Source organism: Wolbachia endosymbiont of Rhagoletis cerasi, from assembly GCF_018454475.1.
In the GTDB taxonomy this organism is placed as follows: Bacteria; Pseudomonadota; Alphaproteobacteria; order Rickettsiales; family Anaplasmataceae; genus Wolbachia; species Wolbachia pipientis.
Genome location: NZ_JADCNC010000006.1, coordinates 29,162 through 48,515, shown reverse-complemented (window position 1 = coordinate 48,515; position 19,354 = coordinate 29,162). Strand labels below are relative to the sequence as shown.

Below are 19,354 nucleotides of genomic sequence, written 5' to 3'. Positions count from 1 at the left end.
TAATTTATAAAAAAACAATAGATTTTTTGTATCTGTTCAGGGGCATCGCAAATATTGAAGCAAAGTGGTCAGTGCTTACTGTACGAACATTGTGATTTGAGAGCAATCTCCGCTAGGGAGGATGTCATCCCAGTGCCCAGACACTGGGATCCAGAAAACTTAACTTTAAATAAGTGGCTGCATAATAAACTACACATTAAACCTAAAGTGCATTATATCACCATCTTGCACGATGTAATCTCTGCCTTCAAAGCGAATTTTTCCTGCGTCTTTGCAAGCTGATTCACTTCCATACTTTATGTAGTCTGCAAAGCTTATTGTCTCTGCTTTTATAAAGCCTTTCTCAAAATCAGTGTGGATTACACCTGCTGCTTTATCGGCTGTTGACCCTGTTTTTACTGGCCATGCCCGTGCTTCTTTGGGGCCCACAGTAAAGAAAGTTATCATACTCAGCACTTCATACATAATACGCGCTACTCCATCAAGGCCTGATTCTTGTAAGCCAAATTCTGATAAAAAACTCTGTTTTTCCTCTTCACTATCAAGATTTGCAATATCTGCTTCGAGTTTTGCTGAAATGCAATAAAATTTGCTTTTATTTTCCTCTGCCATTCTCTCTACCTTTTTAGATAATTCATTGCCAGTTATAACATTTGTATCTTCAACATTGCAAACGTACATAACGGGCTTTGTTGTCAGCAATTGAAGCAACTTCATCTCATCTTCATTGATATTCTCCAAACTTCTTGCAGGTTTACCTAATTTTAAAGTAGCTAATACCTCTTGCATTAATTCAAGTTGTCTCTTTAGCTCTTTATCACCTTGCTTTGCTTTCTTTTCCAATTGAGGAAGCCTTTTTTCTATGCTATCAATATCAGCTAGGATTAATTCCATTTCTACCACTTCAGCATCTGATATTGGATCTATTTTACTGTGTATATGGCTGATATCGTCATCCGTAAAGCACCTGAGCAGATGAACGATGGCATCAACTTCTCTGATATGGCTTAAAAATTTATTGCCGAGCCCTTCGCCTTTGCTCGCACCCTTTACCAGACCTGCAATATCTACAACTTCTAATTGGTTGTAGATTACCTTCTCTGAGCCTGCAATTGCTGCGATTTGTTTCAAACGTTGATCTTTTATCGAAATCTTGCCTATATTTGGCTCGATTGTGCAAAAAGGATAATTTGCAGCTTCGGCTGCACTTGACTCTGTAAGCGCATTAAATAAGGTTGATTTTCCTATGTTTGGTAACCCAACTATACCGCAGTTAAAACTCATATTTGCTATGTAAAATTATAACTATTGCATAATTTAAAAATTTCTGCTATACTTAATTAGTCGCTTATTGACAATTTTGTTGGTATAGTAATATATAGCTTAAATTAAGGTAAAACTATGACTACAGCTAAGAAACGGAAACTACCAAGTGATTTTCATGATGTTGAGGTTGGAATAAAAAGGCCCAAGATCTCAGGGCAAATGAATGTACCTAGGAAACGGAAACTATCAAATGATTTTTACGATACTGGAAGTCCGAAAAGGTTCAAGAGCCCTGGACAAGAAATAACTCTTTTAAATAGTAATCCTTACCCTGACAATTTCCATGTAGGACAAGCAATTGGTAATGGAAGCTGCTTTTTTGACTCGTTCAGACAAAGTCTAGAACAACAGACAGGAGAGCAAGTTACTGCCGAAAAATTAAGAAATGATTGTAGGGAATTTGCGCAAAAGAATCCACCAAAGTGGTTTACAAATGCAATTGTCAATAGTCATGATAACAATGGCCAGCACCGTAGTGAAACTGTAGATGATTATACAGCAGACATTATGCGTAACAGTAGGTGGGGTGATCCTGACGTTGAAGGCAGAATACTTTGTGAAAAGTATAAGGTAAAGCTACATGTTATAGAGAACCAGACTGTTGATAACCAAGATCTGTCTTTGCATGAATTAATAGACAATTCAGGTTCAAAAAGTGCAGGTGAATACAATAAAGTTGATTATGATGATAGTAGTATTGTGCATATAATAAACAAAGGCGGATTGCATTTCGAACCATTGCTTGATAGAAATAAAAGTTTAGCAAAACAACTGCAAGAGGAAACCAAACTTAAACAAGAGCAAGAACAAGAAGATTTCCTATTAGCAAAAAAACTGCAGCTAGACGAGATCTTAGAATATTGTAACCTTTCAAAGGATATCTCTGAGAGAGCAGAGGTTGAAAAGGGATTTGATAAGTTATTGGCAGAAAATGCTGATGGAAAAATTGGTGATGTTGTAGAGCAGTGCGTTAGTGAGATAAAGCAGCGCATAGAGTGCTCTGAAGAGCAAAACCCTTCAAGTTTACCAAGATGTAGTATGGAGGAATCAAGAACAGAAAAAACATTTCATCAACAACAAATATCATAATTGGAAGTGTAAAATAAATCTTCATAGCCCTGTATATTTTTATATAGGGCTTTTGCAAGCATTTCATATAATATGAATTTGCAGTACGTACTAACCTAAATGCAAGTTGACCATGAGACTAGTTTAATTATTGATGCCATAGAGGAATTTGGTGGTGAGGCTAGGCTTGTCGGCGGGTGTGTGAGAGACTCAATTTTGCAGCGTGATGTCCACGACATCGATTTAGCTACTAATTTGCTTCCCAATCAAACGATTAAAGCGCTAAAACTCCGTAATATTAAAACTATTCCAACTGGCTTAAAACATGGAACTATCACTGCGGTTCTAAATCAAAGATCTTTTGAGATCACAACACTAAGGCATGATGTGAAATGTGATGGTAGGCATGCAAAAGTAGAATTTACCAATAATTGGCAAGCGGATGCTTCAAGGCGCGACTTTACATTTAATGCTCTGTATGCAGATAAGCATGGCCATATATATGACTACTTTGGTGGTATAGAGGACTTAAAAGCGCGAAGGTTAAACTTTATAGGCAACGCTGAAGATAGAATTAAAGAAGACTATCTACGTATTTTAAGAGCATTTCGTTTTCATGCAAAAATATGTGTCGGAGATTTGAGTGATGAAATACTAAACGTATGCAAAAAGCATTCGCATATGATTCAAAACCTCTCTGGAGAGAGAATAAGAGATGAAATACTTAAATTGCTGGAGTGCAATGATCCTTTTCCAACACTTAAGAGCATGCAAGAATCTGATGTTTTGCAAAAGATTATCCCAAAAGAAGTAAAATGCGAAATTCTGTCTTCGCCACTTCTTTTGGGCACTGATGCACTAGTAAAATTAGCGTTACTCCTTAGGACTACTAAAAAAAATGACAGGCTAAGTCTTGGAGAATATGTAAGCAAATTTTTACGTCTTTCAAACAAGCAAAAGAAAAAGCTGCTATTTTTACTATCCAACGATATCAAAACAGAACTCTCAGAAAAAGAGCAAAAAAAATACATATCTTTATTTGGTAGAGAATTATATTGTGATTTAGTGAAAATTTGTGGTGTTGAGTCTGGAGAAAATGTTGATGAATACATTTCATTTGCTAACACATTCAATATTCCAAAATTTCCTTTATCTGGCGATGATTTAATAAGTATAGGTCACCAGCCAGGAAAAAGTTTAGGTAGAAACTTGGAATTGCTAAAACAACATTGGGAAGATAGCTCCTACACTTTAACAAAAGAGGAGCTGGTGCTTTATGCTAAGAGCCTATTCTAACTGCTTTCTGACTGTTCAATGAATGTATGCTTGCAATATTAGGGGAACTCATAGAGGAATTAGGTATATGTTCTTTTTTAGCTTTTTCTGTTAATTGATATTCGTTTACTCCTCCTTGAGTTTGATTACACATTCCCTGATCTGGAGATAAAAATTTATCTCTTATGCTTAATGCGCAAATACAGTAGACCAGCTGTATTTTTTTTCCTTTCGCTTAATATTAATTTCATAATTAACCTTATTATTAATATTTAGCATAAAATTACCTTATTTTTTAACTTTAATTTACAGAAAATTTTAATAGTAATAAAGTTATATATATTAGTATAAATGTTAAACAAATACTAACACAGGTGTCAAATTATGGTAAAGTCTTTGCCCGCCTAATACACTTTAAGCAGAAATGTACATGTCTGCAAGTACAGCATTTGCTTTTTCTATCGCTCTTGCTAACACTTCCTGTTCATTGTTCTGATTTTTCACATTGATTACCTGAGCAGCCAAGTTTGCAGGAAAAGTGACCAAACTGACTTCCCATAATTCCACTTGTTTTAACACTCTAGCTCCACTTTTATGATCAACATCATACTCTATAGGTATATAGCCGATGGAAAGTCCGTTAATTGCCCCAGTTTTGAGCATCAAATACACTTCTTCTGCTTTCTGAATACCCAAAAGTAAATGTGCGGTTATATACAGGCCAACATCATTTTCATAAATATCTATGATGCTACCTATAGGTTCGTCAGGATTATGCTGCCAAAGGAGTTTTATTTTATTTCTGTTTAAATTTTCCTTAAATGCTCCGGGCAATATCAGATCATTTTGTTTATCAACTATGTTAAAAACGCTCGCATAACCAGAAAATACACCGTTTTCTCCTATACTTTTTATTGACAATGGTGAATAGAGAAATTTCTTATTCATAAGGCCTCCTGTAGGTTATAGTATTGGGAATTCTGTTTGCACAACGCACTGCAATGTCAAATCTATTATATGCAGTTCTCTAAAAAGGGAAAGTATTTTTTTTAGTTACAAAATAATAAATGAGACTATGAAAGCAATAAAGATCCCAGCGTCACGCGCTGGGATGACAGTAGGAAAACTCAGATGTGAAAGCACTCAATAACAGTCTAGAAAGTATTGAGATATGAGAAAAATCTGTACTCAGGTAACATCAACAATTGATATCTCTAGACAAATTTGATCCTACTTTTACTTCTGACAGAATAGAGATAACGTTCTCTTGTATTTTTTTATATCTAGCGATTTCTGATTCATTTTTTTGCACTTCCAATCTATTATGGAGTAAACTAGAAACATCTCTTACTAACGTAGAAATGTTTTGTGCGGCCTTATATGCTATTGTTCCAATAATAAAGCTAGCAAAGGTATTAATTCTATCAGTAGTAAAATCAGAAAAGTTTGACATGTTGGCATGGAAAACAGGAATGCAAGTAAGACTACCAGGACCATTATAGTAATTACCTTTAATAGCATTAATAGCCATCAAACTCACAAAGCTAGTAATACACACAACAATAAAAGGTCTCTTATCACTGTGTCTAAGGTCCAAATGTTGGAAAGCATCTCTTATATTAGTAATTCTGCGTATTATTTCGTAGATATGTGAAACATTAGCATTATTACTTAATGAAATTCTCCTAGATTGTTCAGATTTTTCCTGTATTCTATTACTAATTTCACAATTAAAGTCATCAATGCTTATACCACATGATGTTAAAATACGAACCATATCTTGATTGTCGTTTTCTGATGCAGAATATAATGCTGCCTCATCCTTATAATCACGAAAATTGACATCTCCTCCACTTGATCTATAAACGCTAATTATAAACTCTTCTAAGCTCATCTTATGATTTTCTTCCAAATACCTTGACACTTCCTTAAAATATTCTTTATCGGTAGCAAGTTTGTGTAGAAATGATAGGCCTGAAATTTTTTCTAATTGATCTATAATGATCCTCTGTAATAACATAATTAGCCTCCTATTAAAGTTTCAATACTATTGATAAAATGATACAGTATTATAGTTCTTTAGTCAAGGTGAATATTAATATATTAAGGTTAAAACTGCCAATTAGCAGTCAAAAGAATAAAATGAAATATCAAGTGATATCCTCTATAATTAAATTTTTTGAATGAAGAGATGATGATTCGTGTAGGAATTAATGGCCTTGGTAGAATAGGCAGAGGCGTATTGCGTGCTATTTATGAAATAGAAAAGTATAGTGAGCAAATAGAAGTTGTAGCTGTAAATGGATCGCTCAGTGCAAAGCAGCATGCACATTTGATTAAATATGATTCTGTTCATGGCAAATTCAGTGGTGATATTGATTTTAATGAGTCTCAAAATTGGCTATCCATAAATGGCAGAAAGTTTTCTTTGTATAGAGAACGGAGCCCTGAAAATATTCCTTGGAATGTTGATGTAATACTTGAATGTACTGGTGCATTCAACAAACGTGAAGAAGCAATAAGGCACAATGCAGAAAAAGTAATTGTCTCTGCTCCAGTTCCGGATGCTGATGTCACTATAGTTTATGGTGTGAATAACGATATGCTCGAAAAAGAGCATAAAGTGATATCAGCAGGTTCTTGCACTACAAATTGCCTTGCTCCGATTGTGAAAGTCCTACATTCTAGTTTAGGCATAAAAAGCGGTTTTATGACTACTATACATGCCTACACGAATGATCAAAATGTTCTTGATGGTAATCATAAAGATTTGCGTAGAGCAAGGGCTTGCGGATTATCTATGGTGCCAACTACAACCGGGGCAGCAAAAACAATTGGTTCTGTCATCCCTGAATTAAAAGGAAAACTAGATGGCACTGCCGTCAGAGTTCCAGTTAGCAATGTTTCTATGGTTGATTTTAAATTTACGACTGATAAGAAAGCGACCGTTGAAGAAATCAATGAAATATTTAAGGATGCAGCTCTCTCCTCTACGTCATTCCAGCGCGTGACGCTGGAATCTAATTTCTGGATCCCAGTGTCAGCTACTCGGATGACATCAGAGGGTACTAGGATGACAGAGGGTTATCCAATGTCAAATGTACTTTCTATATGCGAGGAACCTTTAGTCTCAATAGATTTTGTGCATAACCCTTATAGTGCAATTGTGGATTTAACTGGTACATATGTTACAGGTGATATATGCAGGGTTGCAGCGTGGTATGACAATGAGTGGGCTTTTTCGCTGAGAATGTTAGACATAGCATTATTGAGCTATAGTAAAGTATGAACTGGAACTCAAACAAATACGCCTCATTTTATGAGCACTTTGCGGAACTCAGAAAAAGAGTTATCTTTTGCTTTCTATTTTTTTGCGTTGCTTTTGGTTTTTGTTATTACTTTAAGGAAAATATATACCGTTTTTTACTCGCACCTTTAATAGAAGCAACAAAAGGTAGCGAAGGTTTTTCTTTAATTTACACAGACTTAACAGAGGCATTTTTTGTGTATCTTAGAGTTGCAATGATGAGTGCACTTTTGCTCTCTTTTCCTGTGTTTGCATGGCAATTCTATATGTTCTTAGCACCTGGGTTATATAAAAGTGAAAGGGCAGTGTTGTTGCCATACTTAATTGCAACACCGGTTTTATTTGTAACGGGAGCTACTGTAGTCTATTACTATATATTTCCTTTAGCCTGGAAGTTTTTTATCAACTTCGAACACAGTGGTAAATCCTTCGATATACCGATAGAGTTTATGCCATCAGTTAGCGAATATTTAGACCTCGTTCTCCAATTTATGTTTGCATTTGGCACTGCATTTCAAATTCCAGTCATACTCACATTAATGGTGAGAGTTGGGCTACTGACTGCACAAAGTTTGTCAAATAAACGTAGAATCGCAATAGTGGTAATTTTTATTATTGCTGCAATCTTAACTCCACCTGATGTATTAAGCCAAGTAGGGCTTGCAATACCAATGCTGATTCTATATGAATTGTCCATTCTGATATGTAGGTATATTGAAAAAAAGAAGACAAAGATTTAAACAAAGGAATCCCTCTTATCTCCTTTATATCACATTTTTAACTTACAACATTCTTATTCAGGACTTAAATATGGAAATGTTTCATAAATTGATTGTAATACTTTGTTAAGTTCAGCCTTACTTTTGATGATCAATAATACTGTATCATCACCTGCTATAGTTCCTATAATTCCTATGTTTTTGCTATTATTTAATGAATAAATAACATACTTCTGATCTAGAAAGTAAGCTAGGCTGCTAGCTTGTCCTGGTTGAGTGTGTAGTACTATTAAACCAAAATCCGAAATTTGCATATTAAGTATTAATGGTAATCGATATTGGTTGATGTCAATTACTTTATACATACCAGCAACTTTGGCAATTTTAAGTTTTTTTAATTTTCTTGATAAAGTAGCCTGAGGAATGTTGTGCCCTCTTTCTTTAAGCAAGGTCTGTAAATCGCTCTGCTCTAAAATTTCGTGATTTTGAATAATATTTAAAATATGTTCACCTAGTGTGTTGTCATGCATTATGCATTTTCCTCATATTGAATATGTAATAAGTATATTTGAAATTATATTCATTATTTCTTGACTATTCAATTTTTAATGTCTATATTCATAAGATGAATAAAATATGAATATAAATTAGTAATATGAAAAAATATATTTTAAATGCTATTATAGTGATAAGTATTCTATTAACAGGATGCAAGGAAAATAAACACGATAATATCATTAGATTTGCAATTTCTGCAGATTATCCACCTTTTGAATATTATGAAAATGGTAAATTTACTGGCTTTGACATTGAGCTTGCTCAATTAGTAGCAAAAGAGTTAGGTAAAGAAGCGATATTTAAAGATATGCAGTTTAGTACTATATTTGCAGCATTGCAAAGTAATTCTGTAGATGCTGCTATATCTACTATTGGTAGCACAGAAGAGCGTGAAAAAAATTTTGATTTTTCAAATAGTTATTATACAGGGGAATTTGGTATTCTATATCACAAAAATAAACCCATAGCCGGTATAAACAACTTAACTCACAAGAAGATAGCCGTTCAACTAGGAACTGTCATGGAAATTTGGCTAAAAGAGCATGTTCCTACAACAGCTCAAATTATTGCTATAGACAATAATAATCAAGCTGTAGAAACATTAAAGTCTGGTCATGTTGATGGCGTCCTAATTGATGAATTCCAAGGTAAAGTATTTAGCAAAAAAAATCCTGGTCTATCATGGTCAGCCATCGCTAAGTCAGATAATGGTTATTCTATTGCTGTGAATAAAAGATCTGATTTAAAGGATAAAATAAACGAGGCGTTAAAAAGTTTAGAAAGTAAAGGTGTAATACAAAAGATAGCAGAAAAATGGCTAGGAGATAACTGATGCAAGAATTAATTTCTAATTTCTTGTTTGTTGGAACAGGCCTTGCCTTTACTTTAAAATTATTGATTGGAGGACTGCTTTTAGGTATGAGTCTAGGAGGGTTATTTTCAGTACTCAGATATAATAAGATCTGTATTCCATTAATTAATGGAATTATATCTGTAATACGTGGCACCCCCCTTATATTACAGTTAAGTGTTGTTTATTTTATGACTCCAACCATTGCAGGAATTAAATTAAACATATTTAGTGCTGGCATTATAGCATTTGGTCTAAATAGCTGTGCTTATATTGCTGAGATTTTACGAGCTGGTATTGAAACTATATCAAAAAACCAGTTTGAAGCAGCTAAAACTTTACAAATACCTAGTTTCTATATGTGGAGAGATATTATATTACCACAAGTTATTAAAAATATTCTTCCTGCAATGATAAATGAGATCATTGCACTCCTTAAAGAAACGGCATTAATCTCTACTATTGGTGGTGTTGATATTATGCGCTCTGCGCAAATGCTTGCAGCAGAACAATTTACTTATTTTATACCACTTTGTCTTGCTGGGGCTTATTATTACGCTCTTGTATTACTAATTGAATATATAGGCAAAAAGATTGAACAGAAAGGTATATATGATAAAAATGCATAATGTTTGTAAATTATTTAATAATGTTCCAGTACTTAATAATATTAACCTGATTATAGAACAATCTATAGTTGGTCTTGCTGGTCCTTCTGGTAGTGGTAAATCAACATTGTTACGTTGTATACAAAAACTCGAAGTTTTAGATTCTGGTAGCATTGAATGCAATGATAGTACTGGTTTTGTATTTCAGGATTTTCAACTTTTCCCACATATGACTGTCTGGGAAAATCTTACATATGCTCCCAAACTTAAAAACAAAACTCAGGATCAAAGTGATTCACTACTTGAGTCTTTGGGTATTGCCTCTAAAAAAAATGATTACCCTAGTAATCTATCCGGTGGGCAAAAACAGCGGGTTGCGCTTGCCAGAAGCTTAATGATGAATCCAAGGATTCTATTATGCGATGAGCCAACGTCTGGTTTAGATGTAGCAACAATAGTCGACGTTGTGGAACTACTACAATCAGTTAGAGATATGGGTATTACTATGATTATCGCTTCTCACAATTTGGATTTTTTAACAAAAATATCAGATCGGATTATTCTGTTAAAAAACGGAAAAATAATTGTAGATATCAATCCTAAAGAAATTGATGAACCAACAAACTATTTAAAAAATAATTATTAAAAGAGAATCACTCATATCATACTGAGAGCTATAACAGATCTTAGCATCGAAAATTACATAATATACATTATGGAAAACAAAATTACATAATGTAAGAAGCAATGCTAAAAATAAAATCACATAATATAGCAAACTATAGCTAACCCAAGAAAGGTTTTCCTACGTCATACCGCCGCGATATCTCAGCATAGATTCCGCTAACAAGTAGCGGAATGACGAATTTTTGTTTTTCAAACTGTCGGTAAATCTAAGTCAGTTTAGCTATATGTGTCAAGCACTGGGATGACACCCTCCTGATGGGCCAAAATCACAATGTTCGTACAGTTATGGAATGAATCGCGGTATGACGTGTTGCTTTGATCAGCTATAAAGATGATGCTGCGGAAGTTTTTAGTACTTGCTCGCAACTTTCAACAATTTAATAGCACTGGTGTTTACAACCTCTCCGCCGACACGCTTAGTGACAAAAAACCTCACATAAGGTTTATTCGTATAAGGGTCTCTTAATATTCTCATTCCTCTGTTATCTACAATCTTATAAGCTTGTTTGAAATCTGCCATCGCAATTACTGGTAGCTGATTGTTTGGCGCTGGTGGCATATCGGCAGATTGATATACTGGTATTCCCATTAAAGTATCTGGAGCTTCAAGCGACAGACTTGGCTGCCAGAGATACTGACCTGTTTGAGATTTTAGCAGCCTGATATCCTTCAACGTACTCCTGTTTATCAAAAATGACGCATTTTTGGAATAATATTCGTCCAGAGAGTAATACAACATCATTATTGAATCACTATCTAATTTTTCAGTTTTAACTTGCTCTATTTTATTATAACTGTTTCCATTTTCATAAGCTAAAATTCCTTTTGGTTGAAAAGTGCCCTCACCCTTAATGAAGGCTTCGCTTTCTTCCTTACTAAAAGTCTCGGCAATCTTTTCCACCAGCCAACTCTCAACATCGACAAACGCATCATCGAGTAACTTTTGTGATATTTGTGGTTGAGCATATAACTCGTAAGTTGTGACGGAAATCTTTTGGATTTTGGGCGTGTCCGTATCTTTTGCAAAATCATACTTAGACTTATTGCCACCGTCCTCATCATCTACTGTTTCACTGCTCCAACCTGCACCGGCGCGGTCAAAATCTTCTATAATGTAATCCAATGTTTCAGTAGAGATTCTTTGACTGGAGCATATTTGTCGCATTGGGGACGAATCAGTTACGCGCTTGTTTATGCGTTTTACAATATGCGGAGTAACTAGATACCCTCCGATATCACTGTCATCTCCACTGAGGGTTTTGTGTGATAAACCGCTTTCCATTCCCTTGCGGATATAATCAGAAAAATATTTATCGCTTGTGCTAAAATCTGTATTTACTTCTGGGCGTTGAGCTGCAGTTTCGATCAAGTCTAAACGCTCTTTGCAACTATCAATGGCATTATTTACCTTGCATAGCTGCTCAATTGTTGCAGAATCAGCACGCCCTTTGCTTTCAATTTCTTTTAGTTTGCGATCATTTATTAATTTAAATTGCTCCCATGATGAAGCGAGTTCATTGATACGGTGAGCGATATCGGTAAGTGACATAATAGCCTCCTTTGAAAATGAAATAAAAATGGAAATAAGGTAATAGGAATGGCATCCATAGATGTTTCCCACAGTTGTACGAATATTGCAATATGGTACATAGTAAACGATGTCATTCCAGTGCTCCCTTTCTTGTCATCCCAGTGCTTGACACTGGGATCCAGCTTCTATGCAACTTAATTAAAAACGTTTGTTTTAGCGTAAGACAACTACCTTTAGCTCATCAGCTCAGTTATAAGCAAAATTTCTGGATTCCAGTGTCAAGCACTGGAATGACATCATCTGTTGTGCAATTTACCTTTAAAAATGAATATCCGTACAGTTATGTGCTTGGCACTGAAATGGCATCATTTTTTATCTGTTGAAAATGTAAACCGGAAAATAGCGTGGCACTTTGTGCCACGCTTAGTACTGTAAGCTTAATCCAGTAATTAAATTAAGCGAGGTAAAATAAAAGATAATGACACTATATAATGTTCGTTCTTTTATGTCAAGCACTTTTTTGAATTTTTTTGGTGATAATTTTTATCCAGTTATTTTATTATTGTAGTATAATTTCAATGCCAGATACTATCATTATGATCACTATCTAAATTTAAATCGTAATTATCATCAAATTTATATATCCCCTCCATCTCTTCTCTATGCAATTCATGTGAATCACCTAAAGCTTTTTGATTAGAAACGTCAACACAATACTGTAACAGTGCTCTTAATGCTCCAGCACTATCTTGATCTAAATTAAAATTGCTAAAATCAAATTTCTGCATATTCTCCACATGTCCTTCTCTACATAACCTACATATCTTAGCAAAAGCCCTTTCACTTTCTCGACTCCAAGCATTAAGAAAGTAAGGATCTACTACTTTGCTAAATTGTTTCTCTATCTCTTCAAGAGAGCTCTCTGGATTAAGTTCTAATATTACTTTGAAAATCCCACTGCCATGGAATCCATAAAATTTACTAGATAAGCTATCTTTTACAAAATTAACTGCATCATCTATTGTAACACCAGAGCGAGATTCAAATATCATCTCAAATGCTCCATAACAACTATCAATACCAAAATTAATTATTTTTTCCATAAAATCAATTACCTCTTCTAAGGAAATTTGTGGCTTATTCCTCAAGATAACTTCTAAACTCTTGACAAAATTATGCCCATGCTGACCCATAGCATGGGTTTTCCCATTTATTGTATAATGATATAGCTTCTTATTTTCTATTATATGCTTATTGCACTGGTAGATATGTAGCTTATTCAATTTGCCAGAATATTCCTCTATTTCCTTATCTGGTAATTTTGAGCGGAATTCCTTGATTACTTCGCGTATTATTCTATTGATATTACTCATGCTTATTCCTAATTAATATGTTAGTATTTTTATAAATTAAGTTATTATATTAAAATTCTTTCATGGATTTCAATATTAGCTCCGCACTACTTGTAGTTTTTGTAATGGGTCTGCCAATGACGATATAATCAGCTCCTGAATTTATTGCTTCTTTTGGTGTTGCTGTTCTTTTTTGGTCGTCATGACCTGGATCTATACGAATTCCTGGAGTAATAATTTTAAAGTCTTCACCGCATTCTCGGCGCACTTCTTGAGCTTCTAGTGCAGAACAGACTACTCCATGGAGTCCAATCTTTTTTGCAAGCTTTGCAAGCAAAATTACCTGTGATTTTGCCTCTCTTGCTACTCCAAGCTCGTTTAAATCCTCATTGCTCATACTAGTTAGCACTGTCACCCCAATCAGCTTTATTTTTGTGCCTTGCACTACACTTAGCGCTTCTTCAAGCATTTTTGTTCCACCGCTGATGTGCAGAGTTAACATTTCAATGTTCAGAACTTTTATTACTTCAACTGTTTTGGCTACAGTGTTTGGAATGTCATGCAATTTCAGATCTAAAAAAATTGGTACATTGCATTTTGCAACTTCTTGCACTCCAGAAAGACCTTGAGCAGCAAAAAATTCTAATCCCAGCTTTACCATGCCAACTTTACCACGCAGAGCATTAGCTAGAGAAATAGCCTTATTTAAGTCTTGTGTATCCAGTGCGCATATTATTGGGTTCATTATCTTGCATGATTTATCTTATAATAAGACTCATTGTTGTGTTTTGCAAATACTTTCACTCTGATTGAACTGACTGCGTTCATAAGATTCTGTCAATAGTGAATTTGGCAACTTGGTCGGGGTGGATGAGCGACTGACAAATAATGATTCATATCCAAGATCTTCCAGCGAAGAAGAAGGCGTTTCGTCTGGCAAAAGCCGTGCAATTTCTCCTTGTAACGCAGACTTTAATATTTGAATCGTATCTAATATTGCTTTTCCATCATTATTTCTTATTGGTTCTTCTATATTGTCTGTTACGCATCTTATCAACAGTTGCGCAAAATTCACTTGTTTTTCTTTCTCTTTCAAAAAATCTTCTATTTGACTGTCTCGTTCTAAAAGTGAATTTCTTAAACTTTTTACTTCATTATTACAATCTTTTCTTATCCCATCTAACTCAAAAGATTGATTTTTAATTAAACCATTTGCTTCATCTAACTCTTCAAATTTCTCTTTTAATTCTTTAGATAAATTTTTCTTTTCTTTGTTGACCTCTTTAATTTTACATTGTAGCTTATCTAAGTTTGCATGCAGTCTTTCTTGTTCTTCACGTAATTCCTCTACTTCTTTAGAAAATCTATTTTTTTCCTTATTCAATGCCTCTACTTTTTCACTAAGTTCATGTTTTTTCTCACGTAGTGCCTTTTGTACTTCACGTGACGTTTCTATTCTATCATTTAACCCCTTATTCTCTAGCTCTAAATGTTTATTATCATCCACTTCCATCTTCAGCTTTGCAATAAATCTACTTCTTTCTTCCAACTGTTTCTTTAAACATGAGATTTCAAGTTTTAATTTCTCTTCCTGCTCATTAAGCTTACCTATTTCCTTTCTTGTTTTGTCCAATTCATTGTCTATTTCAAACGTACGATTCTTTGCTGTTTCTAATTTTTTCTCTAAAGATTTTTTTTCTTCAAGAAGAGATTCTCTCTCAACTTCTGACTCATTTACTTTCTGATTCAATTTTTTTGCTCTCTTGTCTAAATTTTGCTTCTCTCTAGTTAATTCATGTAATTGATTCTTCACTTCTTTGTTTGCAGCTTCTTCAGCTTCTTTTTCCAGAGTTATTTTATTTTCTAACTCTTGCTCTTTCTGAGCGAATTTATTTCTCTCAACCTCTATTTTCTTATTATTACGAATTATTTTATACGAAAGTGCAAGCACCAAAACAGATAATGTAGCTAAAGCAAGAATTAGAGGAAGAGGCACATTAGAAGTTACAATAAGCGCTAAAGATGTAAGTAACGTAAGAGTAGCTAAGGAACTAGCTACAAAATAAAATGCATTAGCCTCACTAAGCAAATTGCTCATTACTCCCCTCCCCCCCACGTTCAGCAGTCTTGTATATATTTATTAAAATTCTCTTATCTGTGGAGGAATTATAGTGCTGCACCTACAACAAACTTCCCATCTTCAGTCTGCTAGCTAAAAAATGACTTAGACCTTGTGTATCGAGTGTACCATTGTACTTATAATGTCTAGTTAGCTATTGATCAGGGTAGAACATATACTGGTATATCCAGAATCACATGAAGCATCATTCAGCTTTTTACATGGCGATCTTATTGGAGTGGATATATAAGGTGGTTTTGGTTTCGGGAACTGTTTATTAACAGACTCATTTTCACCTACTCCTTTAAGTTCTGATAAATGTTCACTGCTTATATCTGAAGAAATGGAATGACTTTGCTCGTCTTCCTGCCCAGTTACTGCTCGCAGATGTTCAACTTTTCTTTTCAAATCAGAATTATGTCTTTCTAATTTACTGTATTTGTCATCCAAATCTTTTTTGCTACTTTCCAACTCACTGTTATTATCGCGCAACTTTTCATTTCCTTTTCTTTCTTGATCCAAAAGTTTTTTTAACTCTCTGATCTTATCAAGATTTTCATTGTTTTCCTTTTCTAATTCCTTGCGTCGTTTTTCTTTTTGTTCTAAATCTGCAGCTAGCTGGATCGTTTCTTGCGCTTTTTCATTTAACTCTTTTTTCAATCGTCTTTCTCTTTTTACTACATCCCTTAATTCAGATTGTGAACAAGAAATTTCGCCTTTTTCTTTTCTTAACTGCGCTGCTAATTCTCCTACTTTTTTCCTTTTCTTTTCTAAACATGTTTCCAATTCTGTTATTCTTTCTTCTAATAAAAGAGCTAAAATTCCTTCATATTTTAATTCATCTAACTGCCTTTTTAAGGAATCTACTTCTTTTTGAGGTTGAGATAATTTCTCAATTAAATAATTGATTCTTTCTTTTAATCTTGCATTTTTATTACATAATTCTTGGTGTTCAAGAGAAAGCATCTCCTCCTTATGTTCTAACTGACCTTTTACTTTTGCTTCCAATTCTACATTATTACTAATTATTTTACATGAAAGTGCAAGCACCAAAATAGAAAGTATAGACAAACTCAAAGCAATAGGAAGAGCTACATTAAAGGCTGCAACTGAAGACAAGAACTTAACATAAGGGGCAACAGCAAGTGTCCCAGACGCAAGCAATACCAAAGTAGCAAGAGCACCAGCTATAAGATATGGCGCATTAGTTTTATTATATAGATTTCCCACTATCGTTCCCTCATAAGTTAAAGTTATCGTTATGGTAACGCTCACATTAAAGGAAGTCAAACAAATTTCACATAAAAATCAATATAAATCTATATTCACTATGTATTTTCCGTTCTCAGTTTCAAGCTCAGACTGCATCCACTCTATCGTTTCCGCATTGCAAACTGCCTGCAAATCATCCTGTGCGGATTGATTCAATTTGTCCTCTCGTAGATCTGCTTTTATCACTAATTTCTTTATCAAATGCTTAACTGATACATTATTATCTGCTTTTATCTTTCTGATAATGTTTAATATCCGCACGCAATTGTCTCCCATTTCCTCTGAATATTTATCGTAGATAAGTTCTTCTTTGCTCGGCCAATTACTTTTATTGTGTACAGAATTATAACTATATAACAGGTGGTATATCTCTTCCGTAATGTACGGCAGAAAAGGTGCAAATAACCGCAAAATAATATTCAGTACATATGCCAAACTTTGCTTTGCACTTAAGTTTGTTTCGCTGTTTACTTTATCTCCATATGCGCGCTTTTTTGCTAGTTCCAAGTAGTTATCACAAAAGTCTTTCCAAAAAAATTCCTCTATTGCGCCCAAAGCTTCGCAGTATTCAAACTGTAATAGGTTATTTGTTGCTCTACCTATTACTTTGTACAGCTTAGACAGTATCCATTTATCCATCGTCTCACTGATGGAATTTATGCTTACTGTTTGATGCTTTTCCATGAACATGGAAACAAACTTGCTAGCGTTCCAAAGTTTTGTAACTAGGCGTTTGCCAATTTTGAATATATTTTCAGAGTAGACTGTATCAACTCCAAGCCTTGAGTTCGCTGCCCAATAGCGCACTACATCAGCTCCATAAGTTTCAAGTATTACATGAGGAGTGATGATGTTACCCTTTGATTTACTCATCTTTTTCTTATCATCGGCTAAACACCAACCGCTGATCATAATGTTTTTCCAAGGTAAAGAATTTGCATGATAATGTGCCTTTAAAATAGTATAAAAAGCCCAAGTTCTTATTATCTCATGGCCCTGGCTGCGCAGATCTGCAGGAAATATCGTATCATAGCGATGATTTGGTAAACTAAACTCACTGTTTACTGCCAGTGCACTCAGTTGAGGAGTAATTGAACTTGTGGCCCAGGTATCCATTACATCTTGATCTGGGATAACCTCTTCTTTGCTATACCCTTTTGGCAAATCTTTCAATGGATCTATAGGCAGGTCCTTTACTTCAGCTAGAATAATTTTACCTTCTTCTCCCTTACGTTTGGAATACCATGCTGGAAATGGCACACCAAAATAGCGCTGCCTTGAGATGCACCAGTCCCAATTTAGCCCTTCTATCCACACTTCCATACGTTTACGCATATTGCTTGGGTGCCAATTGCATTCTTTTACTTTATCTAATACTTGAGCTTTTTGCTCTAAAGTCTTGATAAACCATTGATAAGTAGGTAATATCTCAAGTGGTGCACCAGATCTTTCTGCGCACTTAACAGAATGAGAAATGTTAGTGCTTTCTATCAAAAGTCCTTTTCCACTCGAGATTTCAATCATCCTCTTTCTTGCTGCTGTAACTTTCAATCCATTTATTTCATCGTAGATTCCAGTGTCAGCTACTTTCATGACGCCGGGGTGTGGTGGAATGACATCATCTAGGTCCATCCTTCCATCCTGATCGATGATAATTTTCATCGGTAGATTATGCTTTTGCTGCCAATATATGTCGAGTTCATCACCGAATGTACAACACATAACAAGCCCGGTGCCTTTATCTATTTTAACCTTATCATCTGCTATGATTGGAACTTTTTCCTTTGTTATTGGCACTATGGCTGTTTTTCCGATCAGATGAGTGTAGCGCGCATCCTCTGGATGACAAAAAACTGCAACACATGCGGGAAGTAACTCAGGCCGCGTAGTTGCAATATTGATCTGCTCATTTTCTTGAGTAGAGAAAACTATCGTGTTTAAGGATGACTCAAAAACTTTATCTTCTATTTCTGCTTGCGCAATTGCGGTTTTATCAACCGGGTCCCAAAGGATAGGCTGCATTTTTCTATATGCATATCCCTTATTATATAGATCAATAAACGACATCTGTGAAAGCGTCACAGTTTCCTTGCTGATCGTGTGATATTCCAAATCCCAGTCATAACTAATGCCGACCGATTTAAATAGTTCCTTGAATTCTTGCTTTGATTTTTCAATAACCTCATGGCACATCTCTATAAATTTTTCCCTGCCAACTTCTTTTGCGCGGGTTTTATAGGTTTGCTCAACCAATCTTTCAGTGGGAAGCCCATTATCATCAAACCCAATTGGGTAAAACACATCTTTTCCCAGCATGCGCTGAAACCTTGCAATAAAGTCCGTGTGGCAATAGCTAAATATATGGCCAATATGCAATTTACCCGATATTGTCGGTGGAGGTGTGTCTATAGTGAAAGTGTTATCCTTTTCACCATTCCACCTGTAAACTTTACTGCCTTCCCATAATATGTTGCATTTGTCTTCAACTTCTTTAAAGCCGTATTTTTCTTTTAACATAAATATTTCTCAATTTTAAACCTTAAGCTAGCAACGTTATACCGCCGCGGTATCTCTAGATCCCGCTAACAAGCAGCGGAATGACGATGGTCGGTAAACCTAAATTACTTTAGCTATAGCACAATTAAGTAAATACGGCAATTTTACGCCAAAATTTTTTGTTTA

At 34.8% G+C, this 19,354-nt stretch carries 19 protein-coding genes; 8 read left to right on the top strand and 11 right to left on the bottom strand.

Annotated elements, in window-relative coordinates:
- Nucleotides 1–68: 68 nt before the first annotated feature.
- Together INQ25_RS06865 and ychF are read right to left on the bottom strand one after the other, a co-directional pair.
- The gene (locus INQ25_RS06865) at nt 69–197 is read right to left on the bottom strand and encodes a hypothetical protein (RefSeq protein WP_410529689.1); all 129 of its coding nucleotides are present in this window, start codon (nt 195–197) and stop codon (nt 69–71) included.
- Nucleotides 190–1,284: a redox-regulated ATPase YchF gene (gene ychF, locus INQ25_RS01775; protein ID WP_213862918.1), complete on the bottom strand. Its 1,095-nt coding sequence runs from the start codon at nt 1,282–1,284 to the stop codon at nt 190–192. Before ychF ends, INQ25_RS06865 begins: the two co-directional genes overlap by 8 nt.
- 117 nt (nt 1,285–1,401) lie before the next feature.
- On the opposite strand from ychF, the gene INQ25_RS01770 reads away from it, so the two are divergent.
- Both INQ25_RS01770 and INQ25_RS01765 read left to right on the top strand, forming a co-directional pair.
- Entirely contained in the window at nt 1,402–2,415 is a 1,014-nt protein-coding gene (locus INQ25_RS01770) for an OTU domain-containing protein (protein ID WP_213862917.1), read from the top strand.
- Nucleotides 2,416–2,514: 99 nt separating this feature from the next.
- A complete protein-coding gene (locus INQ25_RS01765) occupies nt 2,515–3,690 on the top strand; it encodes a CCA tRNA nucleotidyltransferase (RefSeq protein ID WP_213862916.1) in 1,176 nt (391 codons plus the stop codon).
- A 393-nt stretch (nt 3,691–4,083) separates the two neighbouring features.
- Here the strand turns inward: INQ25_RS01765 and INQ25_RS01760 are convergent, their stop codons facing one another.
- Nucleotides 4,084–4,617 (bottom strand): HK97 family phage prohead protease, encoded by a 534-nt coding sequence (locus INQ25_RS01760; protein ID WP_006280514.1) that lies wholly within the window; start codon nt 4,615–4,617, stop codon nt 4,084–4,086.
- A gap of 250 nt (nt 4,618–4,867) precedes the next feature.
- The gene (locus INQ25_RS06405) at nt 4,868–5,689 is read right to left on the bottom strand and encodes a hypothetical protein (RefSeq protein WP_246484062.1); all 822 of its coding nucleotides are present in this window, start codon (nt 5,687–5,689) and stop codon (nt 4,868–4,870) included.
- Nucleotides 5,690–5,860: 171 nt separating this feature from the next.
- Between INQ25_RS06405 and INQ25_RS01750 the strand changes: the two genes are divergently transcribed.
- Together INQ25_RS01750 and tatC are read left to right on the top strand one after the other, a co-directional pair.
- Entirely contained in the window at nt 5,861–6,958 is a 1,098-nt protein-coding gene (locus INQ25_RS01750) for a type I glyceraldehyde-3-phosphate dehydrogenase (RefSeq protein WP_213862915.1), read from the top strand.
- A complete protein-coding gene (gene tatC, locus INQ25_RS01745; RefSeq protein ID WP_006279807.1) occupies nt 6,955–7,716 on the top strand; it encodes a twin-arginine translocase subunit TatC in 762 nt (253 codons plus the stop codon). Before INQ25_RS01750 ends, tatC begins: the two co-directional genes overlap by 4 nt.
- A 53-nt stretch (nt 7,717–7,769) precedes the next feature.
- Here the strand turns inward: tatC and INQ25_RS01740 are convergent, their stop codons facing one another.
- The gene (locus tag INQ25_RS01740; protein WP_010081874.1) at nt 7,770–8,225 is read right to left on the bottom strand and encodes an arginine repressor; all 456 of its coding nucleotides are present in this window, start codon (nt 8,223–8,225) and stop codon (nt 7,770–7,772) included.
- A gap of 125 nt (nt 8,226–8,350) precedes the next feature.
- On the opposite strand from INQ25_RS01740, the gene INQ25_RS01735 reads away from it, so the two are divergent.
- The 3 genes from INQ25_RS01735 to INQ25_RS01725 are packed head-to-tail and all read left to right on the top strand — an operon-like array spanning nt 8,351 to nt 10,357.
- The gene (locus INQ25_RS01735) at nt 8,351–9,085 is read left to right on the top strand and encodes a substrate-binding periplasmic protein (protein WP_213862914.1); all 735 of its coding nucleotides are present in this window, start codon (nt 8,351–8,353) and stop codon (nt 9,083–9,085) included.
- Nucleotides 9,085–9,732 carry an amino acid ABC transporter permease gene (locus INQ25_RS01730; RefSeq protein ID WP_007548901.1) on the top strand — a complete coding sequence of 216 codons (648 nt, stop codon included), beginning with the start codon at nt 9,085–9,087 and terminating at the stop codon, nt 9,730–9,732. The genes INQ25_RS01735 and INQ25_RS01730 overlap by 1 nt, the downstream gene beginning before the upstream one ends.
- Entirely contained in the window at nt 9,725–10,357 is a 633-nt protein-coding gene (locus tag INQ25_RS01725) for an amino acid ABC transporter ATP-binding protein (protein ID WP_245611455.1), read from the top strand. Before INQ25_RS01730 ends, INQ25_RS01725 begins: the two co-directional genes overlap by 8 nt.
- Nucleotides 10,358–10,747: 390 nt before the next feature.
- Here the strand turns inward: INQ25_RS01725 and INQ25_RS01720 are convergent, their stop codons facing one another.
- Complete coding sequence (locus INQ25_RS01720; protein WP_151807876.1) at nt 10,748–11,947, bottom strand: phage major capsid protein; 1,200 nt, start codon at nt 11,945–11,947, stop codon at nt 10,748–10,750.
- Between the two features lie 92 nt (nt 11,948–12,039).
- On the opposite strand from INQ25_RS01720, the gene INQ25_RS01715 reads away from it, so the two are divergent.
- Nucleotides 12,040–12,312, top strand: coding sequence for a hypothetical protein (locus tag INQ25_RS01715; RefSeq protein WP_213862913.1), 273 nt, complete (start codon nt 12,040–12,042; stop codon nt 12,310–12,312).
- Between the two features lie 192 nt (nt 12,313–12,504).
- Here the strand turns inward: INQ25_RS01715 and INQ25_RS01710 are convergent, their stop codons facing one another.
- The 5 genes from INQ25_RS01710 to INQ25_RS01690 all read right to left on the bottom strand — a co-directional run bounded on the left by INQ25_RS01710 (nt 12,505) and on the right by INQ25_RS01690 (nt 19,189).
- On the bottom strand, nt 12,505–13,302 hold the full coding sequence (locus INQ25_RS01710) for a hypothetical protein (RefSeq protein ID WP_007548904.1): 798 nt from the start codon (nt 13,300–13,302) through the stop codon (nt 12,505–12,507).
- 49 nt (nt 13,303–13,351) lie between these two features.
- Nucleotides 13,352–14,026: an orotidine-5'-phosphate decarboxylase gene (gene pyrF / locus INQ25_RS01705; RefSeq protein ID WP_006280567.1), complete on the bottom strand. Its 675-nt coding sequence runs from the start codon at nt 14,024–14,026 to the stop codon at nt 13,352–13,354.
- 30 nt (nt 14,027–14,056) lie between these two features.
- A complete protein-coding gene (locus tag INQ25_RS01700; RefSeq protein ID WP_213862912.1) occupies nt 14,057–15,379 on the bottom strand; it encodes a coiled-coil domain-containing protein in 1,323 nt (440 codons plus the stop codon).
- A 171-nt stretch (nt 15,380–15,550) separates the two neighbouring features.
- A complete protein-coding gene (locus INQ25_RS01695) occupies nt 15,551–16,630 on the bottom strand; it encodes a coiled-coil domain-containing protein (RefSeq protein WP_213862911.1) in 1,080 nt (359 codons plus the stop codon).
- A 78-nt stretch (nt 16,631–16,708) separates the two neighbouring features.
- Nucleotides 16,709–19,189, bottom strand: coding sequence for a valine--tRNA ligase (locus INQ25_RS01690; protein WP_213862910.1), 2,481 nt, complete (start codon nt 19,187–19,189; stop codon nt 16,709–16,711).
- Nucleotides 19,190–19,354: the final 165 nt, after the last annotated feature.

Bases quoted from the DNA above. Each gene is read 5' to 3' on its own strand.
- INQ25_RS06865 (WP_410529689.1), bottom strand. From the start codon at position 197: ATGTGTAGTTTATTATGCAGCCACTTATTTAAAGTTAAGTTTTCTGGA.
- ychF (WP_213862918.1), bottom strand. From the start codon at position 1,284: ATGAGTTTTAACTGCGGTATAGTTGGGTTACCAAACATAGGAAAATCA.
- INQ25_RS01770 (WP_213862917.1), top strand. From the start codon at position 1,402: ATGACTACAGCTAAGAAACGGAAACTACCAAGTGATTTTCATGATGTT.
- INQ25_RS01765 (WP_213862916.1), top strand. From the start codon at position 2,515: ATGCAAGTTGACCATGAGACTAGTTTAATTATTGATGCCATAGAGGAA.
- INQ25_RS01760 (WP_006280514.1), bottom strand. From the start codon at position 4,617: ATGAATAAGAAATTTCTCTATTCACCATTGTCAATAAAAAGTATAGGA.
- INQ25_RS06405 (WP_246484062.1), bottom strand. From the start codon at position 5,689: ATGTTATTACAGAGGATCATTATAGATCAATTAGAAAAAATTTCAGGC.
- INQ25_RS01750 (WP_213862915.1), top strand. From the start codon at position 5,861: ATGATGATTCGTGTAGGAATTAATGGCCTTGGTAGAATAGGCAGAGGC.
- tatC (WP_006279807.1), top strand. From the start codon at position 6,955: ATGAACTGGAACTCAAACAAATACGCCTCATTTTATGAGCACTTTGCG.
- INQ25_RS01740 (WP_010081874.1), bottom strand. From the start codon at position 8,225: ATGCATGACAACACACTAGGTGAACATATTTTAAATATTATTCAAAAT.
- INQ25_RS01735 (WP_213862914.1), top strand. From the start codon at position 8,351: ATGAAAAAATATATTTTAAATGCTATTATAGTGATAAGTATTCTATTA.
- INQ25_RS01730 (WP_007548901.1), top strand. From the start codon at position 9,085: ATGCAAGAATTAATTTCTAATTTCTTGTTTGTTGGAACAGGCCTTGCC.
- INQ25_RS01725 (WP_245611455.1), top strand. From the start codon at position 9,725: ATGCATAATGTTTGTAAATTATTTAATAATGTTCCAGTACTTAATAAT.
- INQ25_RS01720 (WP_151807876.1), bottom strand. From the start codon at position 11,947: ATGTCACTTACCGATATCGCTCACCGTATCAATGAACTCGCTTCATCA.
- INQ25_RS01715 (WP_213862913.1), top strand. From the start codon at position 12,040: ATGGTACATAGTAAACGATGTCATTCCAGTGCTCCCTTTCTTGTCATC.
- INQ25_RS01710 (WP_007548904.1), bottom strand. From the start codon at position 13,302: ATGAGTAATATCAATAGAATAATACGCGAAGTAATCAAGGAATTCCGC.
- pyrF (WP_006280567.1), bottom strand. From the start codon at position 14,026: ATGAACCCAATAATATGCGCACTGGATACACAAGACTTAAATAAGGCT.
- INQ25_RS01700 (WP_213862912.1), bottom strand. From the start codon at position 15,379: ATGAGCAATTTGCTTAGTGAGGCTAATGCATTTTATTTTGTAGCTAGT.
- INQ25_RS01690 (WP_213862910.1), bottom strand. From the start codon at position 19,189: ATGTTAAAAGAAAAATACGGCTTTAAAGAAGTTGAAGACAAATGCAAC.